The following is an 18,677-nucleotide window of genomic DNA, read 5'->3' on the forward strand; positions in this document are numbered from 1 at the left end:
GTTATCCACCACTCCAAAGAAGGGCCCCTATCGTGACTGCCATCAAACTGATCGTTGGCCTGGGAAATCCAGGCGCTGAATACGAACAGACCCGGCATAACGCAGGGGCCCTTTTTGTTGAGCGCATCGCGAACGCGCAAGGCGTCAACCTTGTGGCCGATCGCAAATATTTCGGCCTGACCGGGCGCTATTCGCATCAGGGTCAGGATGTTCGTCTGCTGATTCCCACCACCTACATGAACCGCAGCGGCCAAGCCGTCGCGGCACTTGCCGGCTTCTTCCGCATTACGCCTGAAGAAATCCTGGTGGCGCATGACGAACTCGACCTGCCACCTGGCGTTGCCAAGCTCAAACAGGGCGGCGGCCATGGCGGTCACAACGGGTTGCGCGACATCATCGCGCAACTGGGCAATCAGAATACCTTTTACCGCTTGCGGCTTGGCATTGGCCACCCGGGCGTTGCCAGTATGGTTTCAAATTTCGTCCTGGGTCGTGCGCCACGCGCCGAACAGGAAAAACTCGATGCCAGCATCGACTTTGCCCTCGGCGTGCTGCCGGATATCCTCGCCGGTGAATGGAACCGCGCGATGAAAAACCTGCACAGCCAGAAGGCCTGACTCACTCCTCGGGGAAAACACCATGGGATTCAATTGCGGCATCGTCGGCCTGCCTAACGTCGGCAAGTCCACCCTATTCAACGCCCTGACCAAATCCGGGATCGCGGCCGAGAACTTCCCCTTCTGCACCATCGAGCCGAACACCGGTATCGTGCCGATGCCGGATCCACGCCTGGAAGCCCTGGCGGCCATTGTCAATCCAAAGCGCATCTTGCCAACCACCATGGAATTCGTCGACATCGCGGGCCTGGTGGCCGGTGCCTCGAAAGGTGAAGGCCTGGGCAACAAGTTCCTCGCCAACATCCGCGAGACCGATGCTATCGCTCACGTGGTCCGCTGCTTCGAAGACGAAAACGTGATTCACGTCTCCAACAGCGTCGACCCGAAACGCGACATCGAAATCATCGACCTGGAACTGATCTTCGCCGACCTCGACAGCTGCGAGAAGCAACTGCAGAAAGTTGCCCGTAACGCCAAGGGTGGTGACAAGGACGCCGTGGTCCAGAAAGGTCTGCTGGAGCAACTGATCGCTCACTTCACCCTCGGCAAGCCAGCGCGCACGCTGATGAAGAACATGGGCGCCGACGATAAAGCGGTGATTCGTGGCTTCCACCTGCTGACCACCAAGCCGGTCATGTACATCGCCAACGTCGCTGAAGACGGTTTCGAGAACAACCCGCTGCTGGACATCGTCAAGGCCATCGCCGAAGAAGAAGGCGCCATGGTGGTTCCGGTCTGCAACAAGATCGAAGCCGAAATCGCCGAACTCGAAGACGGCGAAGAGAAAGACATGTTCCTCGAAGCCCTGGGCCTCGAAGAGCCTGGCCTGAACCGCGTGATCCGCGCCGGCTACGAAATGCTGCACCTGCAGACCTACTTCACCGCCGGTGTCGAAGAAGTCCGCGCCTGGACCGTCCGCGTAGGTGCTACCGCGCCACAAGCCGCTGGCGTGATCCACACCGACTTCGAAAAAGGCTTCATCCGCGCCGAAGTCATCGCCTACGACGACTTCATCCAGTACAAAGGCGAAGCCGGCGCTAAAGAAGCCGGTAAATGGCGCCTGGAAGGCAAGGACTACATCGTTAAAGACGGCGACGTGATGCACTTCCGTTTCAACGTGTAAAAGCAGCCGCACAAGAAAAAGCCGCGTTTAATACGCGGCTTTTTTGTGCCTGAAATCCGGGCGAGACCTAATCCTGCAGGAGCGAGGCTTGCCCGCGAAGAACGATGACGCGGTGTTCCTGGCAAACGGTGTAATGGCCTTCGCGGGCAAGTCACGCTCCTACAGGTGGAGCGGTGCTACGCCTTTTTGGTTCTTGGCAGCAAGATCGCCAGTACGCCAAACAATGGCAGGAACGAGCACAGAAAGTACACGTACTCGATGCCGTGGACATCCGCCAGATGCCCGAGCAACGCCGCGCCAATCCCGCCAAAACCGAACATCAATCCGAAGAACACCCCGGCAATCATCCCGACATTGCCCGGCACCAGCTCCTGTGCGTACACCACGATGGCCGAAAAGGCTGACGCGAGGATAAAGCCGATCAGCACGCTCAGAATGCTGGTCCAGAACAGATCAACGTGAGGCAAGATCAGCGTGAATGGCGCCACGCCAAGGATCGAGAACCAGATCACCGCCTTCCGCCCGATCTTGTCGCCAATCGGCCCACCGAAGAACGTCCCCGCCGCCACGGCGCCCAGGAACAGGAACAGATGCAGCTGCGAACTGGCTACCGACAGGTCGAACTTCTCGATCAGGTAGAAGGTGAAGTAGCTGGTGAAACTGGCCATGTAGAAATACTTGGAGAACACCAGCAGCCCGAGTACCACCAGCGCGCTGATCACCCGGCGTTTCGACAGGCCGTGCGTTGCCGCCTGACCTTGTTTGAGCTTGAACAGGTTTAAGTGGTTGGCGTACCAGCGGCTGATCCGATAGAGCACGAACAGCGCAAACACGGCGAACAATCCAAACCACGCCACATGGCCCTGGCCGAAGGGAATGATGATCGCCGCTGCCAGCAACGGGCCGAAGGCCGAGCCGGCATTGCCGCCGACCTGAAAGGTCGATTGCGCCAGACCGAATCGCCCGCCCGAGGCCAGTCGAGCCACGCGAGAAGCTTCCGGGTGAAAGGTCGACGAGCCGATGCCAATCAACCCCGCCGCCAGCAGAATCAGCGGAAAAGTACTGACCACCGACATCATCAAAATACCGATCAGCGTGCAGACGGTTCCCGCCGGTAGCAGCCAGGGCTTGGGATGGCGATCGGTGTGGTAACCGACCCATGGCTGCAACAGCGAAGCCGTCAGCTGGAACGTCAAAGTGATCAATCCAACCTGGGTAAATGTCAGGCCATAGTTGGCCTTCAACATCGGATAAATCGACGGTAGAACTGACTGGATCAGGTCATTGATCAAATGCGCCAGCGCCACCGCGCCAATGATGCGCATGACCAGAGGGCTGCTTTGTGAAGTCGCGGGTGCCGACGTCGTGCCGGTCTGAACATTGCTGATAGCCATGAGAATTTCCGTACAGCAGATGGGTGCACGCAGGCAGGTGCGTCAATGTGCCATTTTTCAGTGCGACAGCGCCATCCCCTTAGCCTGCTAACGACCTAGACACTCATCGCCAAGAAGGTGATAGCGCAACGCCATGGTCTGAATCTTGCCTTGTTAATCCGCTTCAACGCGGCCCCTTACAAAGGGGACCGAGAATGGGAAGTTTCGCTACAGAGTCGGCCTACAGAGCTGACAAGGGTGAACTTTCGAGGCCTTTTAAAAGGGCACAAGTCGCGGTCGCAACGACCCCGACGCACGCCAATGGTGCGTGGTGTCCAGAGGAGTCATGGGGCATGCAGGCTTTTTTATCACCGGGGATCGGATTGCTGGGGCGTTTTGGCTTCGCACGCAAATTTCAGTTGTTGTTTCTGCTGTTTATCCTGCCGCTGGCAGGCAGCCTGGTGATGATTGGTCAGGACTATCGCGCCAAACTTAACTTGATCTCCGGCGAACGTGCCGGTGTTCGGCAACTGCTCGCCCTGGATGCGCTCGATAACCTGCTCGCCGCCCAACGTGACCGCGCCGCCCGCTGGCGTGCGACGGAAACCAATCGCCAGCCAACGCCTGCAACCCTTGCCGCGATGGCTGGGTTCGATGCGGTTCAACCCGCCGTCGCCCAAGCCACCTCGGACCTCGGTGATGCGCTGAAAACCGAAGGCGCCGAGGGCGACACCCTGACCCGTTATCAGGCCCTGCAAACCGCCCTCAACGGCCTCGACTCGAAAAGCCTGAGCAGCGTTGGTTGGTGGCCGGATGGCTACGATCGTTTCACCAATGCCTTGAGTGCGCTGCAAGCCCTGCGCGAGCAGATCGCCATGGACAATCGCCTGACCCTCGCGCCGTGGCTGGAAACCTACTTGCTGACGCAAATCTCGACACAGCATGCGCCGGACCTGATTGAGCGGGTTGGCCGCCTGGCCAGCGTCGGTCAGGCATCGGTGGTGTCCGGGCAGTTCACCCTGCAAAGCCGTCTGCAATTGCGCGATTTGCGCAGTCGTATCGGCGATGCCCGGGAACAGCTGGCGAAAACCGCCAGCCTGCTGGAAGCACGCCTGCCCAGCGCGTTGCAAAGCTGGGCCGGGCAATACCACGACAGCCTCAAGCATCTCGACGCTGAACTGAAAGTCCTCGATGACGGCGTCTTCGGCGGCAGCATCAAGCTCAAGCCGGAAGAATTCGAGCGCAGCCTCGACAGCCTGCTCACCGACCTCGCCTCGCTGCGCCAGCAGTCATTGGTTTCGCTGGATCAACGCCTGGATTACTACCATGGCTCGGCGATCCGCCAGTTTATTCTGGTGGCGACGATCTTTGGCTGCCTGCTGCTGGCCGCGCTGTACCTGTTCATCTGCTTGCAGGCCTCGATCCGGCGCAGCGCCAGCGGCATCACCCTGCTGGCCGAAGCATTGCGCGACGGCAACCTAAGCCTGCAAGTGCCGGTGCAGGGGCGCGACGAGCTGGCGGCCATCAGCACCGCCCTGAATGTCGCCGTGGTGCAGCTGCGCAACAGTTTGCTGGGGGTCGATCACGAAACCTTGCAGGTGAGCAACGCGGTGCGCACCCTCAACCATCACTCCAGCGGCGCCTTGGGCGAAGTTGAAGCGCAGCAATTGCAGATCAGCCAGATCGCCGCTGCGGCCACGCAGTTGGCCGCGACCTCTCAGGGTGTCGCCCAGAGTTGCGAACAGGCGTCCGGCAGCGCTCAACACACCCAACGCATTGCGGCCGATAGCAGCCGCGACAGCCAACGCACCACGGCGAGTATTCAGCAGCTCAACCAGCGCTTGAACGACACGGCGGCGGCACTCGGCCGGGTCAGCGAACAAGGCCAGCAGATCCAATTGGTGGTCGACACCATTCGCGGCGTGGCCGAGCAGACTAATCTGCTGGCGCTCAACGCGGCGATCGAGGCGGCTCGCGCGGGCGAACAGGGTCGCGGCTTTGCGGTGGTGGCGGATGAAGTGCGCAGCCTCTCGCAACGCACTCAGTCCTCCACCGCGCAGATCGCCGGCACTGTCGACAGTCTGCGCAGCACGGTGAATGAGGCGGTCAGCCTGATGGAAGCGGCCTGTAGCCAAGCGCAAAGTGATGCCCAGTCGGTCACCGGCCTGGGCGAACGCCTCGGGGAAATTGCCCACGCGGTGCAAGGCGTTACCGACACCCTGGCGCAGATCGCCACGGCGGTTGAGGAACAGGCCAGCACCGCCGATGAAGTCAGCGGCAACATCCAGCAGGTCGATCAGGCCGCGGTAAGGTTGCTCGAAGGCGCGCGGGCGGTGAACCTGGCGGCGGACACCTTGAGCCAGGGCAGCAAGGCCTTGAGTGCCAATACCGGGAGATTTCAGCTCAGTTGACGCCCTCACCCGGCCCGAATATTCGGCTCAGGTGGATAAGCGGTTGAAAGCGTAGAGAAATATTTTGGATTTACGCTTGACGCATCTGCATTACCGGTGAATAATGCGCGCCACTTGGCTACATAGCTCAGTTGGTTAGAGCATAGCATTCATAATGCTGGGGTCCGGGGTTCAAGTCCCTGTGTAGCCACCAAGTACTAAAAACGGCTTACCGAAAGGTAGGCCGTTTTTTTATGCCTCGCGAAAAGTGCCCCGAACAGCACTTCAAGAACGAACCGTCGGCAACGCCGATAACGCGCGCTCCCAAATCTGCCACGTCCGCAGCCAGACCATCGCCTGCCAGTCGCTGTCGGCGGGATAGAACTGCTCCAGCAGATTCAGTTTGATCTCGCGCCCCACCGCATTACTTGGATTACCGTGCAGATGCAGCCAGTGGTCATCGCGCAAATGACGATGAACGTCCGGCCCCGGATACGTCCCGCACTCGATCACGAACGGCATCAGTTTGACCTGCGGCAGCGCATTGATCAGTGCCTGCGAGGTGTAGCCCGTCGCGGTGGCCGCCACGCCGGTTTCACTCAAGGTGTCGGCACCGGTCAGCAACGTGTAGAGCCAGGGACCATAAATGGCCTGCGCATCGGGTAGCGCCGGATAAGCCGCCTCGGTGATGGTCAGCAACATCGGATGACCGTACTCGCCAGCGCCAGTGTGCAAATCGAAACACATCGCGACCTCGGCGTGGGCAACATGCGTTTGCAGGATTTCGTGCAGCGTGCGGTTCGACCAGCTCGGCGCCAGGCCGCCATAAAACAGCCCATCGGGATGACTGTGCTGGCCGCCCTCGACGATTGACATCACCGCTGGCCAGCCGTGTTCGCGAATCTGTCCGTCGAGCAAGGCGTCGGCGCGCTCACGTTCGGGCCCCCGCAACTCAGTGAACGCATAGATGTCATGCAGCGTTGCGTAAGCCTGATTGTCCGGCAGCGGACGTTCGAAGTTCAGGTGATTGCGGTTCAGATCGATGTTGTCTTCGTTGACCCGACGCAGCCATGCGGTGCCCCAGGGATTAATCAGGTGGATCATCACCACCGCGACATCCGCCGGCAGTGAACGCTTGCCCAACTCCTGCATCCACTTGATCTGGCATCCCGAGCCATAGAAACCTTCCACCCCATGGGTGCCGCTCAACGCAATCAGCAATCGCTTGGCACCTGGATCACCCAACACCGCCACATCGGTGCTCAAGGGTTCACCGAAAGGTCCTTTGAGGGGATGCGGATATTCAGTCAACGTCGCTCCGGCCGCGGTCGCTGCGGCGAGGAATTGCTCACGCTGAGTGCGATAACTCGGCTGGGTGGGAAACTCGGTCTGCATGGCTGCCTCATGTTGATTTTCTGCCCCGTCTGATGCCCTCGACCCTACAGAAAATCCGTCAACTCATGAAGGGTAAAAGCGTCTTGGCTCTCATCCGTGGTTTGCACCACGCCCTGTCGGCCGATAAAGTCCCCTGATCTTTTCCCACGGACGGAGTGCCCAACGTGTTCTCAGCCTTCCGCTTGAGCCGCTATCGCCTGTCAGCCTTTTCGCTGATCGCCACCGCGCTGACCCTTGCAGCGTGCAACGCCCCGCCCACGTCGACATTGCCGATCGCGCCGGAAGTCGCCTCGGGTTATCGCACCGACCTGCAAACCCGGCACGCCTCGAAACACATGGCGGCGGCAGCCAACCCTCTGGCGGCCGAGGCCGGGCGCGAGATGCTGCGTCAGGGCGGCTCGGCGGTGGATGCCGCGATTGCCATGCAAGCGGTGTTGACGCTGGTGGAGCCTCAATCCTCGGGCATCGGCGGCGGCGCGTTCATTGTGTTGTGGGATGGCAAGAACGTGCGCACTTACGACGGTCGCGAAACCGCACCGGCCGGCGCCACGGAGAAGCTTTTCCTACAAGCCGACGGCAAACCGATGGCCTTCACCCAGGCGCAGATTGGGGGTCGCTCAGTGGGCACGCCCGGTGTGTTACGAGCGCTTGAGCTGGCACATCAGAAACACGGTCGTCTGCCATGGGCGCAACTGTTCGAACCGGCCATCCGACTCGCGGAGCAAGGTTTCGCCATCTCGCCGCGCTTGCATCAGCTGATCGCTTCAGATTCCTCCATGCGTCGCTCGCCTGACATGATGGCGTACTTCCTGAATGCCGATGGCAGCCCGAAAGCCGCCGGCACTCAGCTGAAAAACCCGGCACTGGCCGCCGTGCTCAAACGCATCGCCACAGAAGGTCCCGATGCGTTGTACAAAGGGCCGGTTGCGCAAGAAATCGTCGCCAAGGTTCAGGGCCACGCCAACCCTGGCAGTCTGTCGCTGAACGATCTCCAAGGCTATACGGCCAAGGAACGCGCGCCTCTATGCACCGACTACAAACGCTGGCAGGTCTGCGGCATGCCGCCGCCGTCGTCGGGCGGGATCGCCGTGGCGCAGATCCTCGGCACACTCCAGGCGCTGGAAGTACGCGACCAGCGTTTTGCCTTGGCCTCAATGAAACCGGTCAAGACCGACAAACCCGCCGGCACCGAGCCGACACCAGAAGCCGTGCACCTGATTGCCGAAGCCGAGCGCCTGGCCTACGCCGACCGCGCGCTCTATCTGGCCGACGCCGACTTCGTGCCCGTCCCTGTCAAAGGCCTGGTGGACCCGAGCTACCTGGCCAGCCGCGCCGCCCTGATCGGTGACCGCAGCATGGGCACGGCCAAACCCGGCACCCCGCCGGGCATCAAGATCGCCTACGCACCGGACCGTTCACCGCTGCGCATCTCGACCTCGCAAGTGGTCGCGGTCGATGACGAAGGTGGCGCGGTGTCCATGACCACCACCGTCGAATCCGCGTTTGGCTCGCACGTGATGGTTCAGGGTTTTCTGCTCAACAATCAGATGACCGACTTCTCGTTCATACCCGAAGAAAACGGGCAGAAAGTCGCCAACCGCGTCGAACCCGGCAAACGCCCCCGCTCGTCCATGGCACCGACGCTGATTTTCGACCGTCAGAGCGGCGAATTCCTCGCCACCATCGGCTCGCCGGGCGGTTCGCAAATCATCGAATACGTCGCCAAATCCACCATCGGCCTGCTCGACTGGAACCTCGACCCGCAAGCCGCCATCAGCCTGCCCAACTTCGGCAGCCGCAACGGCCCGACGGAACTGGAAGAGGGTCAGTTCAGCGCCGGGTTGATTCAGGCGCTGAAGGACAAAGGGCACAGCGTGAGCGAGATCGACATGACCAGCGGCACCCAGGCGATTGTTCGGGTGAAGGATGCGCAGGGGAAGGCTTCGTTGGCGGGCGGGGCCGATCCTCGTCGTGAGGGGGCTGCGTTGGGGGATTGATTCCTACAGAGGGTGGAAAAGGCTTACCGGGAGGTAGGCCTTTTTTGTATGTAATGAGTCCTGTTCGGCTACCTCGCGCCGACTTTTCCTACCTGCACACCACTGCTTCTTCGATAGAGTTCAAAGATCATTTTTCGCATCAGTTCAGCCACCCGAAGCACCTAGGTACAAAGTCGAATCCGCACCTCCCATCGGCCACACCTCCACAGACTTGCATCAGTCCCATCACGGGACTAGGATCACGCCATGAGAATTATCGCCATTAGTCAGCTTAAAAGTTTTTGGGAGCGCTACCCGGACGCAGAACAATCCTTACTAGCTTGGATTGACGAGGCAAGAAATGCCGAGTGGAAAACACCTGCGAACATAAAAGCGCACTTTGCTACCGCCAGCATTCTCAAGAGCCGTAGAGTCGTGTTCAACATCAAGGGTAATGACTTTCGGCTGGTAGTCGCTGTGGCTTATCGCTTCGGCGCCGTTTACATAAAATTTGTCGGCACTCACAAGCAGTACGACGCAATCGACGCCGATACCGTCGAGATGGAGTAACCAATGAACATTCGTCCGATTCACACCGACGAGGACTACCGCGCAGCCCTCAAGACTGTATCTGCCCTTTTCGACAATGAGCCAGAGCCTGGCACGCCTGAAGGGGATTATTTCGACATCATGATCACACTGATCGAAGCTTATGAATCGAAGCAGTTTCCAGTTGATCTGCCCAATCCAATCGATGCGATAAAATTTCGCATGGAACAATCAGGTCTGTCCGCAGCGGACCTTGCGCCTGCCATTGGCCGGACAAACCGGGTTTACGAAGTGCTTAATGGCAAGCGTGCGTTGACGCTCCCGATGATATGGAAACTACATGATCTGTTCGGAATACCAGCAGAGAGCCTGATTAAACCTATGAAACAAGCTTGATCAAACGTCGGTCGAAGCGTACTGGCCGACGCTGAAAATCTCCCCTCCCCGGCTCATCGGATATCACGCAGGCACACTACACGCTCACGTACACCCACGCTTCAATCCCGGATTGAAGGACTACGCTGACACGCTTGTAATCCGATACCTCATAACTGTCGGCGGCGGCTAGTTCCTCGGGTGTGATCTGGAACACCATGCCGGGAATCGGGACGCTGCTATCGCTTCCCGGACGAAGAATCGGATGGTGAGTCTTGCCGCTGGTGGCCAACACCTCTGGGTCGGTGATTTCGACCCAGGACTGCTCGTACCCCAGCATCGCATCGGCACTGCCGCTGAGCTCGCGCCCGAAGTTGGCCAGTTGCACGACTTTGTCCTGCAAGGTGCCGTAGGAAAACAGGTACTCCGTTTTATCGCTCATCCATAAATCCTTGTTTGAATAGTCCCGAGTAGCTTATCGGGTGATCTTCAGCGCTTGCCGTGCCTTGTGCTTCTCCAGCGCCAGATCGATCAAGCGGCTGACCAGCTCGCTGTAAGTCATGCCGGTGGCTTGCCAGAGCTTGGGGTACATGCTGATTCGGGTGAAGCCGGGCAGTGAGTTGATTTCGTTGATCAGCACTTCGCCGCTGTCGGTCAGGAACACATCGACCCGCGCCAGCCCGGAACAGCCCAGCACCTGAAACGCCTCGACAGCCAAGGCGCGGATGCGCTCACTGGCCTCGCTGCTGATGTTGGCCGGCACCACGACCTCTGCCGCTTGAGCGTCGATGTATTTGCTGTCGTAGGAATAGAAGCCGCTGCGCACCACGATCTCGCCACAACCGCTGGCGATGGCATCCTCGTTGCCCAGCACCGCGCACTCGATCTCGCGACCGTTGACGGCGGATTCGATCAATACTTTTTCATCGAAACCCAGGGCCAGTTCCACTGCCGCCGTGTACTCGGCTTCGTCACTGACCTTGCTGACGCCCACGGACGACCCCTGGTTCGCCGGCTTCACGAACAGCGGCAGACCGAGTTTGGCCTGGACCTCGGCGAACCCGGTGCGCGCGGCGCTGGCACGAGTCAGGGTCACGAAGGGCGTGACTGCAATCCCGGCATCACGCAACAGCCGCTTGCTGATGTCCTTGTCCATGCACACCGCCGAGCCGAGCACATCGGAGCCGACAAAGGGTAAATCCGCCATGCGCAACAGGCCTTGCAGGCAACCGTCTTCACCCAGCGTGCCGTGCACGATCGGGAAGATCACATCGACGTGGCCCAGCATTTCCTGACTCGAGGTTTCGACCAATTGCTGGCTGGCCTTGCCCGGCACCACGGCCAGTTCCCGGTTGGACTGGTTGAGGGCGATCAGGGCCGGATTTTCCTGGTTGAGCAGGAAGTTCGATGGATCATTGAGGTGCCAATGGCCTTGCTTGTCGATACCGATCAGCACCGGTTCGAAGCGCGACCGATCCAGCGCATCGACGATGTTTTTCGCCGATTGCAGCGACACTTCGTGCTCCGCCGAACGACCACCAAAAATAATCCCTACCCGCAGTTTGCTCATACCAGACACCTCGACGAACGATCAAACGCACCCGCGCCTCGATGGCTTACAGGGTGCAGAGAATGCTCGATACCTTGCTACATTTGTATGCGGTTTTCTACCAGCCCCATGGGTTTTATCGGCCAGCAGACAGGTGGCCGGTCCCTGGGTTACCGTGATCGACATTGCGCTCAAGACAACGACACCATGGCCAAGCACACGCCTCCCATCGACTGGTTCCATCGCGCCCCCGACGTGGGCGGGGTTCAGCGTTTCGAGGCATTTTTTTTGCCGGCCACGGCTACGACCTTCACCGCCATGACACCTACGCAATCGGCCGGACCCTGGCCGGCGTGCAGAGTTTTCAATACCGCGGCGGCTGGCGCCACAGTCTGCCCGGCGGGACCCTGGTGCTGCACCCGGACGAAGTCCACGATGGCGAGGCTGGCACCGAGGCCGGCTTCAAGTACCGGATGATGTACATCGAGCCGGCGCTGATCCAGCAGATACTCGGCGGGCAACCGCTGCCGTTCATCAAGACCGGATTGTCGACCGACCCACGCCTGTTCGCCGCCACCGACGTGCTGCTGCGAAGCCTGGATTGCCCCCTCGATCCATTGGAAGAGCAGGACGCGCTGTTCGATCTGGCGCAGGCATTGAGCACTGTCTCCGGCGCGCCCGGTAAACGCCAGCGCTTCGACTACGTGGCGGCGGAGCGCGCGCGGGAGTTCATCCACAGCGCTCCGGATCGCACGGTGACACTGGAGGAACTGGCGCAGCACAGCGGTCGGGATCGCTGGAGTCTATCGAGGGATTTCCGCCTGTTGTTTGGCACCAGCCCTTATCGATACCTGACCATGCGTCGCCTGGACCTAGTCCGCGCCCTGCTGATCCAGGGCCAGTCTCTGGTCAGTGCCGCACTGATCGCCGGTTTCACCGACCAGAGCCACATGACCCGGCAATTCAGCAAGGCATACGGCCTGTCACCGGCCCGCTGGATGAAAATGCACCGCCGCTGAGCGCGCACAATCGTACAAGAAGCCCGCTGCCGTGCTGACTATCGTGGCTTCACGATCAACCACGAGAGCTTTCTTCATGAACGCCTACCAAAGCCTGAACTTCGCTGAAAAAATCGCCCGGATCGACTCGCACTGGAGCCCTCGGGTCATCGCCGAGATGAACGACTACCAGTTCAAAGTGGTGAAACTGCTGGGGGATTTCATCTGGCACGATCACCTGGACACCGACGAGACCTTCATCGTGCTCGAGGGGCAGCTGCGCATCGACTTTCGCGATGGCCACGTCCTGCTGAACGCGGGCGAAATGTATGTGGTGCCGAAGGGTGTCGAGCACAAACCCTCTGCCGCGCAAGAAGTGAAACTGCTGCTGATCGAGCCCAAGGGTGTGCTGAATACAGGCAGCGAAGGCGGCGAACGCACGGCGCAGAATGACGTCTGGGTGTAAAAGGCAGCCGGTTTACGGCTGCAGAGTCTTGCCGTCCACCGGCTCGCCGATCGTCAGGAAATGCCCGCCCGCCACATGATGCAGGGTGCGTAGCGCATCGTGTCCCGCGAAGTGCCAACGGCCTTCACTGAACACGCGTTCATCGGCCTGGGCGGCAATCACCTCGGCCAGGAACAGGTCGTATTGCTGATGGTTGTTGGGCTCCGGCAGCAGTCGGCACTCCAGCCAGGCGACGCAACCTTCAAGCATCGGCGCATCGATCAGCTCGCCACTGAACGTCTGCAGGCCGTAGACCTGAAACTTGTCCAGGCCCTGGCCCTGAGTCAGCTCCAGGCCCGACGTCGAGCCCACAGTCTGGGCGATGTCGGCCTGGGCGGCGCAGGGAACGTTCAGCACGAAGGTGCCCGACGCTTCCAACAGTTGGCGGGTCCAGGTGGACTTGTCCAGCACCAAGGCGATTTTCGGCGGTTCGAAGTCCAAAGGCATGGCCCAGGCCGCGGCCATGATATTGCGCTGGCCTTCATGCGCCGCGCTGACCAGCACGGTCGGCCCGTGATTGAGCAAGCGATAAGCCTTGGACAAGGGAACCGGACGGCGGTGAGAAACGCTCATGAGGGCTGCTCCTGGGAAAACGCCGATTGTAGCGATTTCCACCAGGAGGTCAGGTATCAAGTCGCCAGTTGATTGGCAAACTGCCCGACCGCGTTCACCACTTTCTGCGCGCCGTCCTGAATCTCGACGATCACCGTGCCCGCTTCCGCCGCCAGCGCCAGGCCTTGTTCAGCCTGAAGTTTGCCGTCGGTCATCAGGGCCACGGCATTGCGCGCCATGTCCTGGTTCTGGCGTACCACGCCAACGATTTCATCGGTGGCCTGGCTGGTACGGGACGCCAACTGCCGGACTTCATCCGCCACCACCGCAAAACCTCGCCCCTGTTCACCGGCGCGCGCCGCTTCGATGGCCGCGTTAAGCGCCAGCAGGTTGGTCTGTTCGGCAATGCCGCTGATGGTTTTGACGATGGTGCCAATCACCAGCGACTGCTCGTTCAACGCTTCGATGCCTTCGCCGGCGGTTTGCATGTGCCGGGCCAGGTCACGCATTACGTCCACCGCCTGAGTCACCACGGCGGTTCCACGCTGAGCGCTTTGATCGGTTTGCTGGGAGGTGCTGTAGGCGATGTTGGCCGCTTCGGCGACCGCCTGCTCCTGATTGACCTGATCGGTAATCACCGTGGCGAATTTCACCACTTTGTAGAGCGTGTTGTTGGCATCCACCACCGGGTTGTAGGACGCCTCCAGCCAGACCACACGACCGTGGTTGTCCACACGCTTGAAGCGGCCTGCCACGAATTCGCCGGCGTTCAGGCGGCGCCAGAAGTTCTGGTATTCCGCGCTGTTGTACTCTTCAGGCTCGCAGAAAGTACGGTGATGTTTGCCCTTGATTTGCGCCAGGCTGTAACCCATGCCGCTGAGGAACCGCTCGTTGGCCGCCAACACGTTGCCATTGAGATCGAACTCGATGACCGCCGTCGAACGCACCAGCGCGCCGATCAGGTTCTCATGCTCGCGGGACGCCTCGATGGTGCGGGTCAGGTCGCTGGAATAAATCGAGAAGTGCTTGATCCGCCCCTCCGAGGACAACACGGGCTGCACAATCGAACGCAACCAGGCTTCCTTGCCATTGCCCCGCAGCAAACGCACGGCGCCGGCAAAGTGCTCACGGCGGGTCAGCGCAGCCTTGAAGCGGAGGTGGAATTCGTCCGATTTCACATGGGGCGGGACGATGTCTTCAATGTGCCGGCCGATCAGGTCGCTGCTTTTGTAGAGCATCTCGCCGAGGAAGTTCTGGTTGACCAATTGAATCCGTCCATCAGGATCCAGGGTCAGGACCAGCATCTCGCTTTCCAGACTGTCCTTCACTTGCTGAAGGCTGGAGAGTTCTTCGCGAAGAGCCGACAGCTCCTGCTTCAAGCGTTTGTTGAACATGGAAAGCACCGATGGACAGGAATGGAAAGCGGCATGCAGCCTAGCCATCGGCCTTGCGGATATTTTCTGAAGAGCGTTTCAGGGTTGTCCTACAAAAATAGTTGCGGCACGCCTGCGTGACCTTGCGTTCATGCCGTGCCAGCGGCCGGGCAATGCTCAACCCGGGGCATCCGTGTGCCGAAATAAGCAGCGCTGCTCACGCCCACCGCGCCCATCACCGCACTGAAGATCACGCAAATCCACGGACTCCACGGCATCAGACCGATCAGCAACAACGGTGTGACACTCGCCCACGCTGCGTAGGCAATGTTGTAGGTGAAGGAAATCCCCGAGACGCGAATTCGCGCGGGAAACAGGCTGATCATCACCGACGGCACCGCGCCGACGACCCCGCAACCGAGTCCGGCAATCGCGTAGGCCAAGCCGATCCATTGGCCCCCGGTGATCAGGCACGTATAAAGCACGCCGATGCCCAGCGGCAGCAGCAGGCTATAGAGCATGACCGTGCGCCAGGCGCCGATGCGATCGACGAGCAGCCCGGCGAGTACACAGCCGATGTTCAGGAACACAATGCCCAAGGCACTCAAGGCGAACGTGTGGCTGGCGGTCATGCCGAAGGTTTTCTGCATCATGGTCGGGGTGATGACCACGAACACCACCACCGCCGACGTCAGTACGCAGGTGAGGAGCATCGCTGGCAATATCGCCAGGCGATGTTCGCGCAAGACCGTGCGTAGCGGCAGTTCGACAGCGGCCTCGCGCTTGGCCTGCATGGCCATGAACACCGGGGTTTCGCTGAGCCAGCGGCGTAGCCAGACGCCAATCACCCCAAACACGCCGCCCAGCAGGAACGGGTAACGCCAGGCGTAATCGAGGATTTCCGTCGGGGTGAACGCCTGCGCCAGAAAGGTCGCGGTCAGGGCGCCGATCAGGTAGCCAAAGGTCAGCCCGGCTTGCAAGAAGCCCAGGGCATAACCGCGATGCCCGGCCGGCGCGTGCTCGGCGACGAACACCCAGGCGCTCGGCACTTCACCGCCGACCGCAGCGCCCTGCAGGACCCGCAGGACCAACAGCAGCAGCGGTGCGAAATAGCCGATCTGGGCGTAGGTCGGCATGATGCCGATCAGCAGGCACGGCAGCGCCATCATCAGGATGCTCAGGCTGAAGACCTTCTTGCGCCCCAGCCGGTCGGCGAAATGCGCCATCAGAATGCCGCCCAATGGGCGCGCCAGATAACCCGTCACGAAAATCCCGAAGCTTTGCAGCAAGCGCAGCCACTCGGGCATTTCCGGTGGGAAAAACAGCTGGCTGAGGGTCAGCGCGAAAAAGACGAAAATGATGAAATCGTAGATTTCCAGGGCGCCGCCAAGGGCCGCCAGGCCAAGGGTCTTGTAGTCCGAGCGGCTGAACGGCGTCGGGCGCGAATCGGTATTGGCAGTCATGAAAAGAACTCTGGCACGGGCAAAAAAACAAGGCGCCCATGGTCTACGCAAACGCGTCCACCGACAACCCGTTAGACCAAAGTCTCAGACGGGTTAATCTTCGTCACAAAAAAATGACCGATTGAATTACTGTTGGCACCTGTCCAGACGGGCCTTTCCCGCCCCAAAGACCACAATAAACATAAAAATTCGAGGTACTCCCGTGGCCGCTGATATCGAAGATACCCGCTCCGCCCGCTTTGCCCTGCGCTGTTCAAGTTTTGCCGAACGCTGGTTCCCCGACTCGTGGGTGTTTGCCGCGCTGGCGGTGATCATCGTGGCCGTGGCGACCCTGTTCATGGGCGCCAAACCCACTGACGCGGCCATGGCTTTCGGTGATGGGTTCTGGAGCCTGATCCCGTTCACCATGCAGATGGCGTTCGTGGTCATCGGCGGTTATGTGGTCGCCAGCTCCCCGCCCGCAGTAAAACTCATCGACCGCCTGGCCCGGATCCCGAAAAACGGCCGCTCGGCCGTGGCCTGGGTCGCGTTGATTTCCATGGTGGCGTCGCTGCTGAACTGGGGCCTGTCGCTGGTGTTCGGCGGTCTGCTGGTGCGCGCCCTCGCTCGCCGCACCGACCTGAAAATGGATTACCGCGCCGCCGGTGCTGCCGCGTATCTGGGCCTTGGCGCCGTGTGGGCCTTGGGCCTGTCGTCGTCCGCCGCGCAATTACAGGCCAACCCGGCCAGCCTGCCACCCTCGATTCTGTCGATCACCGGCGTCATTCCGTTCACCCAGACCATTTTTCTCTGGCAGTCCGGCGTCATGCTGCTGGCACTGATCGTGATTTCGCTGATCATCGCCTACGCCACCGCGCCGGGGCCGAAAACAGCCCGCGACGCCGAAGCCTGCGGCATCGACCCGAGCTTCAACCTGCCACCGCTGCAACCGCGCACCCGCCCCGGCGAATGGCTGGAGCACAGCCCGTTGCTGACGATTTTGCTGGTGCTGCTGGCCGCAGGGTGGTTGTTCCACGAGTTTTCGACTAAACCGGCGATCAGCGCGATCTCGGGCCTGAACACTTACAACTTCCTGTTCATCATGCTCGGCGCGCTGCTGCACTGGCGCCCGCGCAGCTTCCTCGATGCCGTATCGCGAGCGGTGCCGACCACCACCGGCGTGCTAATCCAGTTTCCGCTCTACGGCTCGATCGCTGCGCTGATGACCACGGTCAAAGGCACTGACGCCCAGACCCTGGCCCACCACATCTCGACCTTCTTCGTCAGCATTGCATCCCACGACACTTATGCGCTGCTGATGGGCGTTTACTCGGCGATTCTCGGTTTCTTCATTCCATCCGGCGGCGGCAAATGGATCATCGAAGCGCCTTATGTCATGCAGGTGGCCACCGACCTGAATTACCACCTGGGTTGGGCCGTGCAAATCTACAACGCGGCTGAAGCCCTGCCGAACCTGATCAACCCGTTCTACATGCTGCCGCTGCTGGGCGTGCTCGGGTTGAAGGCGCGGGACTTGATTGGCTTCTCGTTCGTGCAATTGCTGGTGCACACGCCGCTGGTGCTATTTTTGCTGTGGGCGCTGGGGACGACGCTGACGTATACGCCGCCGGTGATGCCGTAAACGAAGTTGATTGCACCTGTGCAAAGCAGGTGCAATCAGATTTGATCGGAGGGTAAAACCTTCAACAACTCAGGCAAGGCCGTCTGAACGGTATCCCACACCACTTCGAGATTGATATCGAAATAGCCGTGAGCAATGCGGTTGCGCATACCTCGCATGCTGCGCCATGGCACTTGTGAATTTTCGCTCGCAAAATCCGCATAGCCATCCATTACTTTGGTGGCTGCTTCACCAATAATGATGAGGCTCATGATCACAGCTTGCTGGGTACGTTTGTCTTCGGAAAACTCTTCTTTACTCAAGCCTTCGACAAAAATCAGCGCATCGCTTGCGGCTTGCCGCATATGGTCAAGGTAATCTGCGAGACGGTTAACAGTCATACGGGACGAGCCTGTTCGAGTACCTGCTGACGAAACTTCAACGGAAGATCTCCCGGCGTCAGCAGATCAACACTGACCCCCAGCAAATCTTCGAGCTCGACTTGAAGCCCTCCGAGATCGAAAAGCGTGGCCCCTGGGAGAGCGTCCACCAGTAAATCAAGGTCACTCCCTTCTTTATCTGTCCCGAGTAACGCGGAACCAAATACACGAGGGTTGGACGTACGAAATCGACCGACGACCTCGCGGACGGCTGCTCGTTTTAGATCCAGTGCAGTAGAAGGTTTCATGGGTGACCTTTGCCAAGTCCAATACTGCGCCAGTCTAGCAGTGCTCGAGAACGGTAGACACTGCACCTCTTGTAACCCTCTGTCACATCCAACGCTTCCGGACCAAACCACGTCCCGCCGCAAATAATAGCTCAGTGCCACTACTTTCCTT

General features: G+C 60.0%; 17 protein-coding genes, 1 tRNA gene and 2 pseudogenes. 10 read left to right on the plus strand and 10 right to left on the minus strand.

Features of this window, described 5'->3' with window-relative positions; genetic code table 11:
• The first annotated feature begins 32 nt into the window (after positions 1 to 32).
• Both pth and ychF read left to right on the plus strand, forming a co-directional pair.
• Positions 33 to 617: an aminoacyl-tRNA hydrolase gene (pth, locus tag HP062_RS15450; RefSeq protein WP_010458286.1), complete on the plus strand. Its 585-nt coding sequence runs from the start codon at positions 33 to 35 to the stop codon at positions 615 to 617.
• A gap of 22 nt (positions 618 to 639) precedes the next feature.
• Positions 640 to 1,740, plus strand: coding sequence for a redox-regulated ATPase YchF (ychF, locus tag HP062_RS15455; protein ID WP_010458288.1), 1,101 nt, complete (start codon positions 640 to 642; stop codon positions 1,738 to 1,740).
• Between the two features lie 176 nt (positions 1,741 to 1,916).
• On the opposite strand, the gene HP062_RS15460 is transcribed toward ychF, so the two are convergent.
• On the minus strand, positions 1,917 to 3,134 hold the full coding sequence (locus tag HP062_RS15460) for an MFS transporter (protein WP_172791642.1): 1,218 nt from the start codon (positions 3,132 to 3,134) through the stop codon (positions 1,917 to 1,919).
• Positions 3,135 to 3,466: 332 nt separating this feature from the next.
• Between HP062_RS15460 and HP062_RS15465 the strand changes: the two genes are divergently transcribed.
• Both HP062_RS15465 and HP062_RS15470 read left to right on the plus strand, forming a co-directional pair.
• Complete coding sequence (locus HP062_RS15465) at positions 3,467 to 5,524, plus strand: methyl-accepting chemotaxis protein (RefSeq protein WP_077749019.1); 2,058 nt, start codon at positions 3,467 to 3,469, stop codon at positions 5,522 to 5,524.
• Positions 5,525 to 5,640: 116 nt separating this feature from the next.
• Positions 5,641 to 5,717, plus strand: a tRNA-Met gene (locus HP062_RS15470).
• A 71-nt stretch (positions 5,718 to 5,788) separates the two neighbouring features.
• Here the strand turns inward: HP062_RS15470 and HP062_RS15475 are convergent.
• Complete coding sequence (locus HP062_RS15475; RefSeq protein ID WP_172791643.1) at positions 5,789 to 6,898, minus strand: DUF2817 domain-containing protein; 1,110 nt, start codon at positions 6,896 to 6,898, stop codon at positions 5,789 to 5,791.
• Positions 6,899 to 7,062: 164 nt separating this feature from the next.
• Between HP062_RS15475 and ggt the strand changes: the two genes are divergently transcribed.
• The 3 genes from ggt to HP062_RS15490 all read left to right on the plus strand — a co-directional run bounded on the left by ggt (position 7,063) and on the right by HP062_RS15490 (position 9,819).
• Positions 7,063 to 8,895 (plus strand): gamma-glutamyltransferase, encoded by a 1,833-nt coding sequence (gene ggt / locus HP062_RS15480; RefSeq protein ID WP_172791644.1) that lies wholly within the window; start codon positions 7,063 to 7,065, stop codon positions 8,893 to 8,895.
• Between the two features lie 246 nt (positions 8,896 to 9,141).
• On the plus strand, positions 9,142 to 9,444 hold the full coding sequence (locus HP062_RS15485) for a type II toxin-antitoxin system HigB family toxin (protein WP_077749021.1): 303 nt from the start codon (positions 9,142 to 9,144) through the stop codon (positions 9,442 to 9,444).
• A gap of 3 nt (positions 9,445 to 9,447) precedes the next feature.
• Positions 9,448 to 9,819, plus strand: a complete 372-nt coding sequence (locus HP062_RS15490; RefSeq protein WP_077749022.1) for a type II toxin-antitoxin system HigA family antitoxin — start codon at positions 9,448 to 9,450, stop codon at positions 9,817 to 9,819.
• 76 nt (positions 9,820 to 9,895) lie between these two features.
• On the opposite strand, the gene HP062_RS15495 is transcribed toward HP062_RS15490, so the two are convergent.
• Entirely contained in the window at positions 9,896 to 10,240 is a 345-nt protein-coding gene (locus tag HP062_RS15495) for a gamma-glutamylcyclotransferase family protein (protein ID WP_010458309.1), read from the minus strand.
• A 33-nt stretch (positions 10,241 to 10,273) separates the two neighbouring features.
• Positions 10,274 to 11,368, minus strand: a complete 1,095-nt coding sequence (gene ddlA / locus HP062_RS15500; RefSeq protein WP_010458310.1) for a D-alanine--D-alanine ligase — start codon at positions 11,366 to 11,368, stop codon at positions 10,274 to 10,276.
• Between the two features lie 186 nt (positions 11,369 to 11,554).
• Between ddlA and HP062_RS15505 the strand changes: the two are divergent.
• Positions 11,555 to 12,366, plus strand: a pseudogene (locus HP062_RS15505) (AraC family transcriptional regulator).
• Positions 12,367 to 12,442: 76 nt separating this feature from the next.
• Complete coding sequence (locus HP062_RS15510) at positions 12,443 to 12,811, plus strand: cupin domain-containing protein (protein WP_077749023.1); 369 nt, start codon at positions 12,443 to 12,445, stop codon at positions 12,809 to 12,811.
• A gap of 12 nt (positions 12,812 to 12,823) precedes the next feature.
• On the opposite strand, the gene HP062_RS15515 is transcribed toward HP062_RS15510, so the two are convergent.
• The 4 genes and pseudogenes from HP062_RS15515 to HP062_RS15525 form a co-directional block, all read right to left on the minus strand.
• Positions 12,824 to 13,423 carry a flavin reductase family protein gene (locus HP062_RS15515; RefSeq protein WP_172791645.1) on the minus strand — a complete coding sequence of 200 codons (600 nt, stop codon included), beginning with the start codon at positions 13,421 to 13,423 and terminating at the stop codon, positions 12,824 to 12,826.
• 56 nt (positions 13,424 to 13,479) lie between these two features.
• Positions 13,480 to 14,088, minus strand: a complete 609-nt coding sequence (locus tag HP062_RS31500) for a methyl-accepting chemotaxis protein (protein ID WP_372242823.1) — start codon at positions 14,086 to 14,088, stop codon at positions 13,480 to 13,482.
• Positions 14,068 to 14,844, minus strand: a pseudogene (locus tag HP062_RS31505) (PAS domain-containing protein); the annotation flags it as partial. The pseudogene HP062_RS31505 and the gene HP062_RS31500, both read right to left, overlap by 21 nt.
• Positions 14,845 to 14,924: 80 nt before the next feature.
• Positions 14,925 to 16,238, minus strand: a complete 1,314-nt coding sequence (locus tag HP062_RS15525) for an MFS transporter (RefSeq protein WP_010458327.1) — start codon at positions 16,236 to 16,238, stop codon at positions 14,925 to 14,927.
• Between the two features lie 202 nt (positions 16,239 to 16,440).
• Here HP062_RS15525 and HP062_RS15530 point away from each other — a divergent pair, with 202 nt between their 5' ends.
• A complete protein-coding gene (locus tag HP062_RS15530; protein WP_010458328.1) occupies positions 16,441 to 17,859 on the plus strand; it encodes a short-chain fatty acid transporter in 1,419 nt (472 codons plus the stop codon).
• Between the two features lie 35 nt (positions 17,860 to 17,894).
• Here HP062_RS15530 and HP062_RS15535 read toward each other — a convergent pair whose 3' ends face one another.
• Positions 17,895 to 18,239 carry a DUF86 domain-containing protein gene (locus HP062_RS15535; RefSeq protein ID WP_010458329.1) on the minus strand — a complete coding sequence of 115 codons (345 nt, stop codon included), beginning with the start codon at positions 18,237 to 18,239 and terminating at the stop codon, positions 17,895 to 17,897.
• The gene (locus tag HP062_RS15540; protein WP_010458330.1) at positions 18,236 to 18,526 is read right to left on the minus strand and encodes a nucleotidyltransferase family protein; all 291 of its coding nucleotides are present in this window, start codon (positions 18,524 to 18,526) and stop codon (positions 18,236 to 18,238) included. The genes HP062_RS15535 and HP062_RS15540 overlap by 4 nt, the downstream gene beginning before the upstream one ends.
• Between the last annotated feature and the right edge of the window lie 151 nt (positions 18,527 to 18,677).

Source organism: Pseudomonas sp. B14-6 (assembly GCF_013260315.1).
Classification (GTDB): Bacteria; Pseudomonadota; Gammaproteobacteria; order Pseudomonadales; family Pseudomonadaceae; genus Aquipseudomonas; species Aquipseudomonas mandelii.